Origin of the sequence: Cupriavidus sp. H19C3 (assembly GCF_049393815.1) — a bacterium.
In the GTDB taxonomy this organism is placed as follows: domain Bacteria; phylum Pseudomonadota; class Gammaproteobacteria; order Burkholderiales; family Burkholderiaceae; genus Cupriavidus.
In genome coordinates this window covers 4,105,300-4,118,477 of the sequence record NZ_CP184985.1, presented here as the reverse complement: position 1 = coordinate 4,118,477, position 13,178 = coordinate 4,105,300, and the positions used below count along the sequence as shown (strand labels likewise).

At 67.7% G+C, this 13,178-nt stretch carries 15 protein-coding genes; 11 read left to right on the top strand and 4 right to left on the bottom strand.

Annotation, left to right across the window (positions count from 1 at the left end; translation table 11 throughout):
* Positions 1-160: 160 nt before the first annotated feature.
* The 6 genes from DFLDMN_RS19005 (at position 161) to DFLDMN_RS18980 (ending at position 5,391) form a co-directional block, all read left to right on the top strand.
* Positions 161-1,312, top strand: a complete 1,152-nt coding sequence (locus DFLDMN_RS19005; RefSeq protein ID WP_423196401.1) for an ATP-binding protein — start codon at positions 161-163, stop codon at positions 1,310-1,312.
* A 142-nt stretch (positions 1,313-1,454) separates the two neighbouring features.
* Positions 1,455-2,294 (top strand): phosphonate ABC transporter ATP-binding protein, encoded by an 840-nt coding sequence (gene phnC / locus DFLDMN_RS19000; RefSeq protein ID WP_423196400.1) that lies wholly within the window; start codon positions 1,455-1,457, stop codon positions 2,292-2,294.
* A gap of 81 nt (positions 2,295-2,375) precedes the next feature.
* Complete coding sequence (phnD, locus tag DFLDMN_RS18995; protein ID WP_423196399.1) at positions 2,376-3,359, top strand: phosphate/phosphite/phosphonate ABC transporter substrate-binding protein; 984 nt, start codon at positions 2,376-2,378, stop codon at positions 3,357-3,359.
* Between the two features lie 111 nt (positions 3,360-3,470).
* The gene (gene phnE / locus DFLDMN_RS18990; RefSeq protein ID WP_423196398.1) at positions 3,471-4,289 is read left to right on the top strand and encodes a phosphonate ABC transporter, permease protein PhnE; all 819 of its coding nucleotides are present in this window, start codon (positions 3,471-3,473) and stop codon (positions 4,287-4,289) included.
* Positions 4,290-4,348: 59 nt separating this feature from the next.
* Positions 4,349-4,885, top strand: a complete 537-nt coding sequence (locus DFLDMN_RS18985; protein ID WP_423196397.1) for a phosphonate degradation HD-domain oxygenase — start codon at positions 4,349-4,351, stop codon at positions 4,883-4,885.
* On the top strand, positions 4,882-5,391 hold the full coding sequence (locus DFLDMN_RS18980; protein ID WP_423196396.1) for a GNAT family N-acetyltransferase: 510 nt from the start codon (positions 4,882-4,884) through the stop codon (positions 5,389-5,391). Before DFLDMN_RS18985 ends, DFLDMN_RS18980 begins: the two co-directional genes overlap by 4 nt.
* 36 nt (positions 5,392-5,427) lie before the next feature.
* Here the strand turns inward: DFLDMN_RS18980 and phnN are convergent, their stop codons facing one another.
* From phnN to phnF, 4 genes are all read right to left on the bottom strand, one after another.
* Positions 5,428-6,054 (bottom strand): phosphonate metabolism protein/1,5-bisphosphokinase (PRPP-forming) PhnN, encoded by a 627-nt coding sequence (gene phnN / locus DFLDMN_RS18975; protein ID WP_423198478.1) that lies wholly within the window; start codon positions 6,052-6,054, stop codon positions 5,428-5,430.
* 44 nt (positions 6,055-6,098) lie between these two features.
* Positions 6,099-6,836 (bottom strand): DUF1045 domain-containing protein, encoded by a 738-nt coding sequence (locus tag DFLDMN_RS18970; protein WP_423198477.1) that lies wholly within the window; start codon positions 6,834-6,836, stop codon positions 6,099-6,101.
* Entirely contained in the window at positions 6,836-8,062 is a 1,227-nt protein-coding gene (locus DFLDMN_RS18965; RefSeq protein ID WP_423196395.1) for an alpha-D-ribose 1-methylphosphonate 5-triphosphate diphosphatase, read from the bottom strand. Before DFLDMN_RS18965 ends, DFLDMN_RS18970 begins: the two co-directional genes overlap by 1 nt.
* A 139-nt stretch (positions 8,063-8,201) precedes the next feature.
* Positions 8,202-8,936, bottom strand: a complete 735-nt coding sequence (phnF, locus tag DFLDMN_RS18960) for a phosphonate metabolism transcriptional regulator PhnF (RefSeq protein WP_423196394.1) — start codon at positions 8,934-8,936, stop codon at positions 8,202-8,204.
* A gap of 181 nt (positions 8,937-9,117) precedes the next feature.
* Here phnF and phnG point away from each other — a divergent pair, with 181 nt between their 5' ends.
* From phnG to phnK, 5 genes are read left to right on the top strand one after another with little or no spacing between them, the layout of a single operon-like run.
* The gene (gene phnG, locus DFLDMN_RS18955) at positions 9,118-9,612 is read left to right on the top strand and encodes a phosphonate C-P lyase system protein PhnG (protein WP_423196393.1); all 495 of its coding nucleotides are present in this window, start codon (positions 9,118-9,120) and stop codon (positions 9,610-9,612) included.
* Between the two features lie 2 nt (positions 9,613-9,614).
* Complete coding sequence (phnH, locus tag DFLDMN_RS18950) at positions 9,615-10,226, top strand: phosphonate C-P lyase system protein PhnH (RefSeq protein ID WP_423196392.1); 612 nt, start codon at positions 9,615-9,617, stop codon at positions 10,224-10,226.
* Position 10,227: 1 nt separating this feature from the next.
* A complete protein-coding gene (locus DFLDMN_RS18945) occupies positions 10,228-11,436 on the top strand; it encodes a carbon-phosphorus lyase complex subunit PhnI (RefSeq protein ID WP_423196391.1) in 1,209 nt (402 codons plus the stop codon).
* On the top strand, positions 11,433-12,401 hold the full coding sequence (locus DFLDMN_RS18940; protein ID WP_423196390.1) for an alpha-D-ribose 1-methylphosphonate 5-phosphate C-P-lyase PhnJ: 969 nt from the start codon (positions 11,433-11,435) through the stop codon (positions 12,399-12,401). The genes DFLDMN_RS18945 and DFLDMN_RS18940 overlap by 4 nt, the downstream gene beginning before the upstream one ends.
* Entirely contained in the window at positions 12,398-13,174 is a 777-nt protein-coding gene (gene phnK, locus DFLDMN_RS18935; protein ID WP_423196389.1) for a phosphonate C-P lyase system protein PhnK, read from the top strand. Before DFLDMN_RS18940 ends, phnK begins: the two co-directional genes overlap by 4 nt.
* Positions 13,175-13,178 lie beyond the last annotated feature (4 nt).

Genomic DNA, 13,178 nt, shown 5'->3' with positions numbered 1-13,178 from the left:
GCCCGGAAGGTGGATGGCCGGCATTGTAATCGGCCGCGCATGTTGCCCGCGAAGGTCGTCCCCGCGGCACAGAAACCTTTTCAGAATCGTCTCATATACATCGCATCGGGCGGCGGCAAACAATCGCTCCATCCTGCTGTTCCACCACACGGAGAGACTCATGCACGTATTCCATCGAGAGGCATTGGCCACGGAAATGGCCGCACGGATTCTGAGCGCGGCCGGGCCGGCCGCTGCCGCATCGGGCCTGCTGCTCGTGGCGCCGCGTCGTACCGGCAAGTCGACCTTCCTGCGCGCAGACCTCGTGCCTGAACTGCGGCGCAGCGGTGCGCTCGTGATCCATGTCGATCTGTGGGAAGACCGCAGCGCCGAGCCTGGCATGGTCATCGTCGAGGCGATTCGTCAGGAACTCTGGAAGCATGCGCACGTGATGCGTCGGCTGGTGCAGGCGGTGGCGCTGGACGCGGACGAGGCGGACGACGTGTCGTTCGTGCTCGATCGCGTCGGCCTCGGCAGCGGCATCTCGCTGGCGGCGGCGTTCGAACTGCTCGCCGCGGACGCGCAGCAGCCGATCGTGCTGATCCTCGACGAGGCGCAGCATGCCAGCACGTCGGCGCTCGGCAACGACGCCCTGTTTGCCCTCAAGGGCGCGCGCGACCGCCTCAATACCGGGCCGTACCACGGCATGCGGATCCTCGCCAGCGGCTCCCACCGCGACAAGCTGGCCATGTTGTGCCACAGCCACGACCAGCCGTTCTTCTGCGCGCCATGGATGGAACTGCCCCCGCTTGGCATGGATTTCGTGCAGTGGTTCTGCACCCGGCAGACCTATGCGCGGCCGCTCGATGCCGGGGCGGTGTTCCATGCGTTCCGGCGTGCCGGCTACCGCCCCCAGATGCTGCAGGCGGCCGCCCTGGCCGTGCCGCGCGACACCGCCGGCGACGCGCTCGACCTGCGCTTTGCCAGCGCCATCGACACGCAGATCACCGAGCATCGCCGCGGCCAGTTGCGCGTGGTGGAAGCGCTGACCCCGCTCGACTCCACCGTATTGCGCGTGGCAGCGGCGCGCGGGCACCGGTTCTCGCCGTTCTGGCCCGACACGATGCGCGCGTATCGCGAAGTCATGGCCCGGCTCGCGCCCGACGACGATACCCCGATCGATCATTGCCATATCGACCTCGCGCTCGAATCGCTGTGCGACAAGTCGCTGCTCTGGCGCAACACGCACGGTGTGTACGCGCTGCAAGAGACCGGACTCGACGCGCTGCTGCGCGACGCCGGCATGCTCGGCGTGGTGCCGGCCCTGTCATGATGCATCACGCCATCATCCGGGACGCTCCCGGACGCACTTTGACTCGCCTGCCAGACATATAACGCGCCATCACCTCACATACGTCATCGTTCTGTCATCGACCCCAGCCAGAATGCGCCGTGTCATTCAACAAGGAGTGGACATGACGCATGCAATTGAGGTCCGCGGACTCTCGAAGTCCTTCCGCGCGGATCGCAAGGCGCTTGACGATGTCTCGCTGCACGTCGCGCCGGGCGAGATGGTGGCATTGCTGGGCGCCTCGGGCTCCGGCAAATCCACGCTGCTGCGCCATGTGGCCGGCTTTGTCACGGGCGATGCCGGTGTGGGCGAGATTCTGGTCAATGGCCGCGTCGTGCAGCGCAACGGCAGGCTCGCCGGCAACGTGCGCAAGGTGCGCGCGGATATCGGCTTTGTGTTCCAGCAATTCAACCTGGTCGGCCGTCTGCCGGTCATTACCAACGTCCTCGTCGGCATGCTCACGCGTGTGCCCAAGTGGCGCAGCCTGTTTCGCTATTTTCGTGCCGCCGAAGTCCAGGCCGGCCTTGATGCGCTTGCACAGGTTGGTATAGACGACTATGCGTTTCAGCGCGCCTCGACGCTGTCCGGCGGCCAGCAGCAACGCGCCGCCATCGCGCGCACGCTGGTGCAGAACGCCAGCGTGATTCTGGCCGACGAGCCCATCGCCTCGCTCGATCCCGAGTCCTCGCGCCGCGTGATGTCGCTGCTTGCGCAGATCAATCGCACGCGCAAGGTCGCGGTGGTGGTTTCGCTGCACCAGGTCGATGTGGCCATGCGCTACTGCCCGCGCGTGGTGGCGCTGCGTCACGGCAAGGTGGTCTATGACGGCCCCTCCGCGGCGCTCACGCCGTCGATGCTGCGCGACCTGTATGGCACCGAGGCGGACGAATTACTGCACGACACCGCGGCCGAATCCGTACCCGCCGTGCCTGCGGTGGCGCCGGTCGCCATGGCAACCGCCTGACCGCGGCTTCGCTTCCGGGCGCTGCCCGCAGCGCCTTCCCACAGCCTTATCCCCAAAGCCTTACTCAAACGGAGTCTCCCCATGCTTCGCAGAACCTTCCTCGCCGTGGTTGCCTCTGGTGTCGTGGCCCTGCCGGCCTTCGCCCAGGAGGCCAAGCCGCTGAACATCGGCTTCATCTCGACCGAATCGTCGTCGAACCTCAAGGACGCATGGCAGCCCGTGGTCGACGACCTCAGCAAGACGCTGGGTGTGCCGGTCAAGCCGTTCTTCGCCTCGGACTACGCCGGCATTATCGAGGCCATGCGCTTCAACAAGGTACAGATCGCCTGGTTCGGCAACAAGTCGGCCATCGAGGCGGTGGACCGTGCCAGCGGCGAAGTATTTGCCTCGGTGATCGACAAGGACGGCAACCCCGGCTACTGGTCGCTGCTGATCGTCAACAAGGACAGCGACCTGAAGTCGGTGGAGGACGTGATCAAGCGCGGCAAGACGCTCTCGTACGGCGCCGGCGATCCGAACTCGACGTCGGGCACGGCGGTGCCGGGCTACTACCTGTGGGGCGCCAACAAGGTCGAGCCGAAGACCCTGTTCAAGGCCGTGCGCATCAGCAACCACGAAACCAACCTGCTGTCCGTGCTGAACAAGCAGGTCGACGTGGCGGTCAACAACACCGAGAACTTCGAGCGCTATCGCATCAACACCGGCAAGAACGCGTACGACCTCGTGCGCGTACTGTGGAAGTCGCCGCTGATCCCGGCCGACCCGCTGGTCTATCGCAAGGACCTGCCGGCCGAGACCAAGACCAAGATCAAGACGTTCTTCGTCAACTACGGCAAAGGCAGCAATGCCGCGCGCGAGAAGGAAAACCTCAGCAGGCTGACCTACCAGGGCTTCCGTGCCTCGTCTGACGCGCAGCTCGTGCCGATCCGCCAGATCGAACTGGCCAAGGAAAAGCAGAAGATCGAAACCGACGCCACGCTCGCCGCCGCCGACAAGGAAAAGCAGCTGGCCGACGTGTCGCGCCGCCTGGCCGACCTCGACAAGATCGCGTCGAGCGCGCAGTAAGCCGTACCGCAAGACCGGAGGCGCGCCCGCCTCCGGTCTTGCTGCCGTTTGGCGCCGTCATCGCCGCATCAACCCTTTGTCTCCGCATCAACCTTTTACTGGACTGCCATCATGTCCCTCACCGCCAAGCCTGGCCTGCCGCCGCTGCCGCCCCGGGCATCGAGCGTGCGGCCCCCGCGCACCTCGCTCGCCGTCATGCTGATCTGGGGCGTCCTGCTGGCAATGCTGGCGGCATCGTGGAAAGGGGCCGATATGCGGCCGCTCGACCTGATCAGCCAGTCCGGCAACATGGCGCAGTTCGCCGCCGATTTCTTCCCGCCCAATTTCCGCGACTGGCACACCTACCTCGACGAGATGCTCGTTACCGTGCAGATCGCGCTGTGGGGCACCGCCATCGCCGTCGTGCTCGCGGTCCCGCTGGGCCTGCTGTGCTCGGCCAATATCGTGCCTCCCTGGATCTACCAGCCTACGCGCCGCCTGATGGACGCCTGCCGCGCCATCAACGAAATGGTCTACGCCATGCTGTTCATCGTGGCCGTGGGTCTCGGTCCGTTCGCCGGCGTACTCGCCATCTGGGTCCATACCATGGGCGTGCTGGCCAAGCTGTTCGCCGAAGCCGTGGAAGCGATCGACCCCCGCCCCGTGGAAGGCGTGCGCGCCACCGGCGCCGGCGCGCTCGAAGAGATCGTCTTCGGCGTGATCCCGCAGGTGCTGCCGCTGTGGCTCTCGTTTGCGCTGTACCGCTTCGAATCGAACGTGCGTTCCGCCTCGGTGGTCGGCATCGTCGGCGCCGGCGGCATCGGTACCGTGCTGTGGGAGATCATCCGCAGCTTCCAGTACGCGCAGACTTGCGCCGTGATGATCATCATCGTGATCTTCGTGACGACCATCGATGTCCTGTCGGCACAGATCCGCAAGGTCCTGATCTGACCCGCCGCCATCTCCTCTTGTCACGCCCCTCCTGTGACTCCGCTTTCTTCCCGCTTCCCATGCTGACGCTTGCGCAGATCGAAAACCTCTTTGCCAACCACGGCACCAACTACTACGGCGACGAGGCCATCAGCCAGACCGCGCACGCGTTGCAGTGCGCGCAACTGGCCGAGCGTGCCGGCGAACCCGAACCGCTGATCGTCGCCGCGCTGCTGCACGACGTGGGACATCTGATGCTGGCGGAAAGCAGCACTACCGACATGCGCCACCAGGAGGCCGCGGCCGACGCGCTGGCGGGACTGTTCGGCGCCGACGTGACCGAGCCCGTGCGCCTGCACGTGGCCGCCAAGCGCTACCTGTGCGCGCGCGATCCGGCGTATCACGACTCGCTGTCGCCGGCATCCGTGCACAGCCTGCGCCTGCAGGGCGGTCCGTTCGACGACGCCCAGGCCAATGCCTTTGCCGCCAACCGCCACGCCGACGCCGCGGTGCGCCTGCGCCGCTATGACGACCTCGCCAAGGTGGTCGACCTGCCCACACCGACGCTGTCGCACTATCTCGCCATGGCGGCCCGCTGCGCCCGTCCGGCCGCATGAACCCGGCGGCGCTGCATCTGCATGAAGTACGCGGGACCGATGCGGAGCTGGACCAGCTGGCGAGCCTCCTCGCCACCATGGACGATGAAGCGCCATTGCCCCTGGCCTGCATGCGCGAGCGTTTCGCCGAGATGCGGCGGCTGCCGCGCTACCGTTGCTACCTGATGTACGACGCGCCAGCGGGCGAAGCCGATACCGGCACGCGCGACGCCCCTGCGGGCGCGCCGCTCGGCACGTTCAGCCTGCTGGTGTTTCCGGTGATGGTGCACGACGGCCGCCCCGAAGCGATTGTCGAGGCCGTGGTGGTAGCGCCCGCCGCGCGCGGCCGCGGCATTGGCAAGCGGATGATGCAGGAAGCGATGCGGCTGGCGCGCGAGGCCGGTGCGGCCAAGCTCGCGCTGTCGTCGAATGCCAGACGACTTCAGGCCCACCGTTTCTATCGTGAGCTCGGCTTCACCGAGCACGGCATCAGTTTCAGTATCGCGCTGGCGGATGGTTTGAATTGAGCCGGTTGGCCCCGAGCGGGTCGATCACGCCCGGTTTCACTCGACCGGATTCCTCGCGCGCGGGCTCGCGCTGTGCGCGCCCGCAGGCGCCGTGGCACCGACCAGCGCCGCCAGGCGCGCCGCCGCGTCCTCCAGCGGACCGCTGTTGTCGATATCCACCAGCTGGCAGCCGGCCGGCACCTCGAAGGCCTGCGCGGCGCGTGCCAGGCGCGCGGCGATGGCGGCCTCCGATTCGCGGCCACGCTGACGCAGGCGTGCGCCCAGCACCTCGGGGCTGACGCGTACATGCACCGCGCACAGCGCGGGATAGCGCGCCACGGCCTGCGCCAGATACTCGCGCGAGCCATTGACGATCACGCGCAGTCCCTGTGCCAGCCAGGTCTCGATTTCCACGCCGATGCCGTAGTGCAGGCCATGGCTGCGCCAGTGCAACGCCATGCAGCCGAGCGCCTGGCGGCGCGCGAATTCGCTGGTGCTCAACGCGACCGACGCCTCGTTGGCATCGGCCTCGCGAGTGATATAGCGATGGGCGATCACGATGCGGTCGTCGGCGCCCAGGCGCTCGCGCAATGCGCGCAGCAGCGAATCCTTGCCGCTACCGGACGGGCCCATCACGTAGAACAGGCCTTGTCCGCCATGTGCAACGCGCGGGGGGCGGCCCATGGGTTCGCGTATCGTGCCGCCGCCGGCACCGCCGATGGCCCCGCTCATGACGCCAGATACGCCGCGGCGGCGCCATCGGTGACGCCACCGTCGAATCCGTAATGCCGGCCCACCAGAAAGTCGGCGCCAGGCTCGGTCTGGACATAGATGCTGATGCCGTCCACGCGCAACGGCATCTGCAGGATCGACGCGCCCAGGCGCTGCAGCAGCGCCAGCGCATCGGCCACTTCGTCGCCGTCCACCTTGCCGGTCAGCGACACATGGAAGGTGAAGGTGTCGAACACATATGGATACCCCCACAGCTCCAGCATGCGGCGTTGCTCGCCACCAAGCTGGTCGGGATTGCGGCGCGCGATCTCCTCGGGCGTGGCCGGCGCACGAAAGCGGTCGAAGGCGCGGACCGCGCCGTCGGCCAGGGCCTGCATCTGGCGCCGGGCATCGCCCGCGCCCTCGCCGTCGTCGGCAAGGCACCACGCGACAAACCCGCGCAGCGCACGCAGCGCCAACGGCGCATCGAACCCCGGGCGGCCGCGCGCAAAGGTTCGCGCGGCGGCGTCGAGCATGGTGGCGTCCGTACCCTGCGCCAGCCGGAACGGCGGCTTGAGCGTGGCGTGGAGTCCGTAATGCGCGGGCGCGCGCGTCCATGCCGCGCGGCGCGGATCGTCTGCTTCCGGCGCAAGATCCCGCGCGCCCGTGTCCGCGCAACGGCCCAGCCAGCGGCTGCCGAACTGGCGGAACGGCTCGCCCGGCGCCAGGTAGATGGCGTAGCGATGGGCGCGCATCATGCTGCCAGGCTGGTGCCGCGTGCGGCGCCCAGTACCACAACCGTGGCGAGGTCTACCATCGGCAGCGCCATGGTGGCGTGACATACGCGGCCACCGACGATCGCCGCGCACACGCGCGGCATGCCGGGCTGGCTGTCGTCCACCAGGATCGCATCGGCGCGCATGCCGGGCACCAGTGCGCCGCGATCGCGCAAACCGGCGGCACGCGCGGGATTGCGCGAGACCAGATGCCATGCGCCGGGCAAGTCCGTCACGCCGAGCAAGGCCAGCTTGAACGCGGCCTGCAGCGGCGCGGGATAGTGATAGTCGGAGGCCAGCACCGTGCACAGCCCCGCGCCCACCATCTCGGTCGCATTGGGCGCGCCGGTATGGCTCTGCCCCCGCACGACATTGGGCGCGCCGAACACGGTCTCGTTGCCAAGCTGGCGCGCCAGGCGCGCGGCCTCGATGGTCAACGGGAACTCGGCGATGCCGCAGCCCTGGCGGTGGTAATGCTGGCGCGTGGCCACGTCCGGATCGTCGTGCGAGGCCACCGGCAGGCCGGCGGCGCGTGCCGCGGCAATCAGACGGGCCATCGCGGCCGGCACTTCCTGCGCATTGCGGCTCGCGGCGCGCACGCGGTCGCGGAAGGTTTCCGCATCGCATTCGGCGCGCTCGGCATACTGGAGGACCTTGCGTTCGTCGGCCATGCGACGCGCCATGGTCGGCAAATGGTCGTTGATGGCGAGCAGGCCGACGCGGCCATCGGCCATCCAGTTCAGCGCCGTTTCCACACCGGCCAGATGGTAGGCCTCGAAGCGCAGATGCACCCGATGGCTGGCACCGAGCACGTGCTGCAGTTGCGCGAGCGCCTCGAACATGCGCAACGCATAGGCTTCGCCGCGCAAGCCGCCCTCCCACGACAGCGTCACGCCGTGGAATTCCGTGGTAATGCCATGCGAGAGCAGCTGACGGTCGACGTCGAGCAGCGCCACCGGGTATGGAAAACTCACCCCGGGACGCGGCATCACGGAGCGCTCGAACGCGTCGCCATGGATATCGACGATGCCGGGCAGCACCAGCAGGTCGCCGGCGTCGATGCAGGGCCCGGCCTCGGCCGGGCGTTCCGCGAGATGGCTGCCGTCGATGCCAAGCGTCGCAGGCGCAATGCCAGCGATGCCGAGCACCCTGCGGCCGGTGATGCCGGCGAGCGGCAGATTGGAGTTGGCGTTAGTCGTATGCATGATCAACACGTTAGCGTCGTGACATGACAAACAGATGTCTAGACCAATGGGGCGAGACCGGCACGAAGCCAGCAGACCGCCCCCGCACAAGTCGGCGCACAAGTCGGCGCACAGGTCGGCGCAAAAAAAACCTGCGCGCTCAGTCCTGATCCGAGACTGTCAACTGTACCCAGTCGCCGGCAAATCGGGTCATGCTGTACTGCAGCGGCTTGCCATCGAGGTCCACATTGAGCGCTTCCACCTGCAGCACCGGCCGTGTCTTGGGCTGGTTGAGCAGGCGTGCCACCGGCGCGGTCGGCATGGCAGCGGTGATGCGCGACCACTTGCGCGTGTAGTCGGCAATGCCGTACTGCGCCAGAGCGCGCGAGATCGAGCCCAGCTCGCGCAACCGTTCGTCCAGGCCCGGAAAGCGCGCCGGATCGAAATAGTGCTCGGCCACGTCGATGGTTCGCGACTCGGCCTTGCCGATCATCTGCACGTGCAGTACCTGCGCCGTGCGGCTCAGACCGAGATGCCTGGCCACCTCGGGCGCCCGCGTCAGTTGCGCATCGACGATCTCGCTGTGGCCGCGCATGCCCTGCGCCGCAAGGTTCTGCGAAAACCGCGTGCGCCGGCCGATCGCGTAATCGATCGCATGTTCCTGCACAAAGGTGCCGCGGCCTTGCTCGATGCGCACCAGCCCGCTCAGTTCCAGCTCGCCCATCGCGCGGCGGATGGTATGCCGGTTCACCGAGAAGCGCGCAGCCAGTTCCGGTTCGGGCGGCAATTGCTCGCCAGGCCCATAGAGCTTGTTGCGAATGTCTTCCGCCAGCGCCTCGCCAATCTGGCGCCACACGGCGACACCCGAGCCGCGTTCGACTTCCCGTTCAGACATCTTGTCCAGCCTCGTGTCATCAAGCATTCATCAAAACCATGCGATTGTGCCTCAGTGCAGCCCCGCCCGGGAGGTGTCCCGGCACCCCGGCGCGCCGTCATCAAAGCTTCATCTCGCTGTGTTCTAGTATCGCCGTGTTGTGGTATTTTACATCTAAACGTATAGACGTATAGGGGTGAGAATGAAAGGCGAAACGTCCGACCAGTCGTCTGCCGGCTCCGCCGCGGCAACCGCGCGTGCCGCATGGATGCGGGTTCTTGCGCTGGCAGGCGCGGAGGCGCTCGACGCCGCCTGGGCCCGGCTACACGGGCAAGGCGACGTACCGGCCTACCGCTTCCTGCGCAAGCCGGAAAGCGGCATGGCAATGGTGCGCGCGCGGGCAGGCGGCACCGGCGCGCAGTTCAACCTGGGCGAGACCACGGTAACGCGTTGCGCGGTGGTGCTCGAGGCCGACGGCATTGCCGGTGTGTCCTATGTACAGGGGCGCGGCAGCCGCCATGCGGAACAGGCGGCCGTGCTCGACGCGCTGCTGCAGTCGCCGCACTGGCATGCCCGCGTGCAGGATGCCGTGATCGCCCCGCTCGACGCCGCCCTGCAGGCACGGGCCAGCCAGCAGGCAGCCGCCGCCGCGCAGACGCGCGTGGAGTTTTTCACCATGGTTCGCGGAGAAGACTGACCATGCCAGCACAGATGTCCATGACGGCGGCGCCCTCGTTGCTGCCCGGTTTCGACCATCCCGTCGACGATGCCCAGCAGGTGTTCCGCACCGCGCTGCATGCGTTCGCGCATCCCGGCCAGGTGCAGGCGCTGCCGGCGACCAGCGGCTTGCCGGACGGTCTGTCGCCCGCCGCCGCCGCGCTGCTGCTCACGCTTGCCGACAGCGACACGCCGGTCTGGCTGCCCGCCGATATCCCGGCCGCCGCGCGTGCCTTCCTGCGCTTCCACTGCGGCTGCCCGCTGGTCGACGACCTCGCTGCCGCGACCTTCGTCTGCGTGCCCGCCGGTTATGCCATGCCGATGCTCGCGCACTGCGCGCAGGGCGATCCCGCCTATCCGGACCGCTCGGCCACGCTGCTGATCGAGGTGGCATCGCTTGCCCGGGGCGACGCGCTGGTGTTACGCGGCCCCGGCATCGACACCACCCAGGCACTCGCCGTGACCGGCCTCGCGCCCGACTTCCGCGCGCAATGGCAGGCCAACCATGCCGGCTTTCCGCTCGGCGTGGACCTGCTGCTGACCGCGGGCGACCGCTTCTGCGCACTGCCGCGCACCACGCAACTGGAGAACTGACATGTACGTCGCAGTCAAAGGGGGCGAGCGCGCAATCCTCAATTCGTATCGCCAGCTCGATGCGTATCGCCGCGGTGATACCTCGCTGCCCGATATCACGCTCGCGCAGATCCGCGAGCAGATGCCGCTCGCGATCTCGCGCGTGATGGCCGAGGGCTCGCTCTACGACCCCCACCTTGCCGCGCTCGCGCTCAAGCAGGCCGCCGGCGATCAGGTGGAAGCGATCTTCCTGTTGCGCGCCTACCGCACCACGCTGCCGCGCTTTGGCTACACCTTGCCGGTCGATACCGGCACCATGCGCCTGCAGCGCCGGATCTCGTCGACCTTCAAGGACGTGCCCGGCGGCCAGATCCTCGGGCCAACCTACGACTATACGCAGCGACTGCTGGACTTCTCGCTCGAGGCCGGACGCGATCCGGAACCGCTGGCGCCGGCATCCGCCGCCGCGTCCGGGGCAACCCTGGCCGCCGTGCGTACCGACATGCCGCGCGTGACGGGCTTGCTCGAAGCCGAGTCGCTGGTCGAGCGCGAAGACGTCCCCGCCGGCGATCCGGCACCGTTCGACCTCACGCGCGATCCGCTGACCTTTCCCGCCGACCGCTCGGCGCGCCTGCAGAGCCTTGCGCGCGGCGACGAGGGCTTTCTGCTCGGCATGGGCTATTCGACGCAGCGTGGCTACGCCAATAACCATCCGTTCGCGGCCGAGATCCGCTATGGCAGCGCCGAAGTCGAGCTGTTTGTCGAAGAGCTCGGCTTTGCCGTCACCATCGGCGAGATCGAGCTGACCGAATGCCAGATGGTCAACCAGTTCGCCGGCGGCGGCGCCGAAGCTCCCAAGTTCACGCGCGGCTACGGCCTGGTGTTCGGCAACGGCGAACGCAAGGCCATGTCGATGGCGCTGGTGGACCGCGCGATGCGCGCCACCGAGTTCGGCGAAGCCACCGACGCCCCGGCCACCGACATCGAATTCATGCTGTATCACAGCGACAACGTGCAGGCCTCCGGCTTTGTCCAGCATCTGAAGCTGCCGCATCACGTGGACTTCCAGGCCGAACTCGAACTCGTGCGCCGCTTGCGCGCGGAGCACGATGCCGCACGCGCCACGGATAGCGGCGCGGCCACCGGCGCCGATACCACGGCCGCCGCGTCCGCCGCAGCCAACCTGCCCAACCCGGCCCCCGCCCACCCGCAAGAGGAGAGCCTCGCATGAGCCAGTTTTCCGACCGGCACGCCGCGGCCGCCACCGTGGCGCGCGACGAGCACTACAACTTCGGCTACCTCGACGAATCGACCAAGCGCATGCTGCGCCGCGCGCTGCTGAAGGCGGTGGCGATCCCCGGCTACCAGGTTCCCTTCGGCAGCCGCGAGATGCCGCTGCCGTATGGCTGGGGCACGGGCGGCATCCAGGTGACCGCCGCCATCATCGGCACGCAGGATGTGCTCAAGGTCATCGACCAGGGCGCGGACGACACCACCAACGCCATCAGCATCCGCCGCTTTTTCGGCCGCGTGACGGGCGTGCGCACCACCGAACGCACCGCTGAAGCCACCATCGTGCAGACCCGCCACCGCATTCCCGAGACACCGCTGCGCGCGGGCCAGGTGATGGTGTTCCAGGTGCCCATTCCCGAGCCGCTGCGCTGGCTGGAGCCGAGCGAGGCCGAGACCCGCACCATGCATTCGCTGGCCGAATATGGCGCGATGCACGTCAAGCTGTACGAGGACATCGCGCACCACGGCCATATCGCCACCACGTACGACTACCCGGTCATCGTCAATCAACGCTACATGATGCGCCCGTCGCCGATTCCCAAGTTCGACAATCCCAAGCTCGACCGCAGTCCCGCGCTGATGCTGTTCGGCGCCGGCCGCGAGAAGCGTGTCTACGCCGTGCCGCCGTACACCACCGTCAAGAGCCTCGACTTTGTCGATCACCCGTTCCAGGTCGAGAAGTGGTCGAGCTGCTGCGCGCAGTGCGGCGCCAGCGACAGCTACCTCGACGAGATCATTACGGACGATGCCGGCACGCGCATGTTCGTGTGCTCCGATACGGAATACTGCGCGGAGCGCCAGGCCGCCGGTCACATGGGGAGCAACTTCAGCGGGAGCAACTTCAGGGGGAGCAACTCCGGCGGCAGCAACAGCGGAGACAACACCGAAGGAGCCGCGGCATGAGCACGACACCATTGCTGTCGGCGCGCCACGTCACGCGCACCTGGGACGGCCTGCATGGCTGCCATGAGGTCAGCTTCGACCTCTACCCGGGCGAGGTGCTGTGCGTGGTGGGTGAATCCGGCTCCGGCAAGAGCACGCTGCTGCAGGCCCTGTCGATGCAGGCCGCGCCGCAGCGCGGCAGCGTCTGGTACGACATGCGCGAGCAGGGCCTGACCGACCTCGCCTCGCTCTCCAGCGCGCGCATGCGGCTGCTCGCGCGCACCGACTGGGGCTTCGTGCGCCAGCATGCGCGCGACGGCCTGCGCATGCAGGTCAGTGCCGGCGCCAATATCGCCGAGCGGCTGATGGCCGTGGGCCAGCGCCACTATGGCGACCTGCGCGAGATTGCCGGTGCATGGCTCGAGAAGATGGAAATCGACCTGGCCCGCCTCGACGACATTCCGGCCACGTTCTCGGGCGGCATGCAGCAGCGCCTGCAGATCGCGCGCAACCTGGTCACGCACCCGCGCCTGGTGTTCATGGACGAGCCCACCGCGTCGCTCGACGTTTCGGTGCAGGCGCGCCTGCTCGACCTGCTGCGCCGCCTCGTAACCGACCTCGGCCTCGCCGCCATCCTCGTCACGCACGACCTGGCCGTGGCCCGCCTGCTGGCGCACCGCACCCTCGTCATGCAGGGTGGCCGCGTGGTCGAACAAGGCCTGACCGACCAGATCCTCGACGACCCCCAGCATCCTTATACGCAGCTGCTGGTGTCCTCCATCCTGCAAGGTTGAAACC

Excerpts from the sequence above, each read along its gene's own strand:
- DFLDMN_RS19005 (WP_423196401.1), top strand. The coding sequence starts at position 161 with ATGCACGTATTCCATCGAGAGGCATTGGCCACGGAAATGGCCGCACGG.
- phnC (WP_423196400.1), top strand. The coding sequence starts at position 1,455 with ATGACGCATGCAATTGAGGTCCGCGGACTCTCGAAGTCCTTCCGCGCG.
- DFLDMN_RS18940 (WP_423196390.1), top strand. The coding sequence starts at position 11,433 with ATGAGCCAGTTTTCCGACCGGCACGCCGCGGCCGCCACCGTGGCGCGC.
- phnE (WP_423196398.1), top strand. The coding sequence starts at position 3,471 with ATGTCCCTCACCGCCAAGCCTGGCCTGCCGCCGCTGCCGCCCCGGGCA.
- phnF (WP_423196394.1), bottom strand. The coding sequence starts at position 8,936 with ATGTCTGAACGGGAAGTCGAACGCGGCTCGGGTGTCGCCGTGTGGCGC.
- phnG (WP_423196393.1), top strand. The coding sequence starts at position 9,118 with ATGAAAGGCGAAACGTCCGACCAGTCGTCTGCCGGCTCCGCCGCGGCA.
- DFLDMN_RS18970 (WP_423198477.1), bottom strand. The coding sequence starts at position 6,836 with ATGCGCGCCCATCGCTACGCCATCTACCTGGCGCCGGGCGAGCCGTTC.
- DFLDMN_RS18985 (WP_423196397.1), top strand. The coding sequence starts at position 4,349 with ATGCTGACGCTTGCGCAGATCGAAAACCTCTTTGCCAACCACGGCACC.
- DFLDMN_RS18945 (WP_423196391.1), top strand. The coding sequence starts at position 10,228 with ATGTACGTCGCAGTCAAAGGGGGCGAGCGCGCAATCCTCAATTCGTAT.
- phnK (WP_423196389.1), top strand. The coding sequence starts at position 12,398 with ATGAGCACGACACCATTGCTGTCGGCGCGCCACGTCACGCGCACCTGG.
- phnD (WP_423196399.1), top strand. The coding sequence starts at position 2,376 with ATGCTTCGCAGAACCTTCCTCGCCGTGGTTGCCTCTGGTGTCGTGGCC.
- DFLDMN_RS18980 (WP_423196396.1), top strand. The coding sequence starts at position 4,882 with ATGAACCCGGCGGCGCTGCATCTGCATGAAGTACGCGGGACCGATGCG.
- DFLDMN_RS18965 (WP_423196395.1), bottom strand. The coding sequence starts at position 8,062 with ATGCATACGACTAACGCCAACTCCAATCTGCCGCTCGCCGGCATCACC.
- phnN (WP_423198478.1), bottom strand. The coding sequence starts at position 6,054 with ATGGGCCGCCCCCCGCGCGTTGCACATGGCGGACAAGGCCTGTTCTAC.
- phnH (WP_423196392.1), top strand. The coding sequence starts at position 9,615 with ATGCCAGCACAGATGTCCATGACGGCGGCGCCCTCGTTGCTGCCCGGT.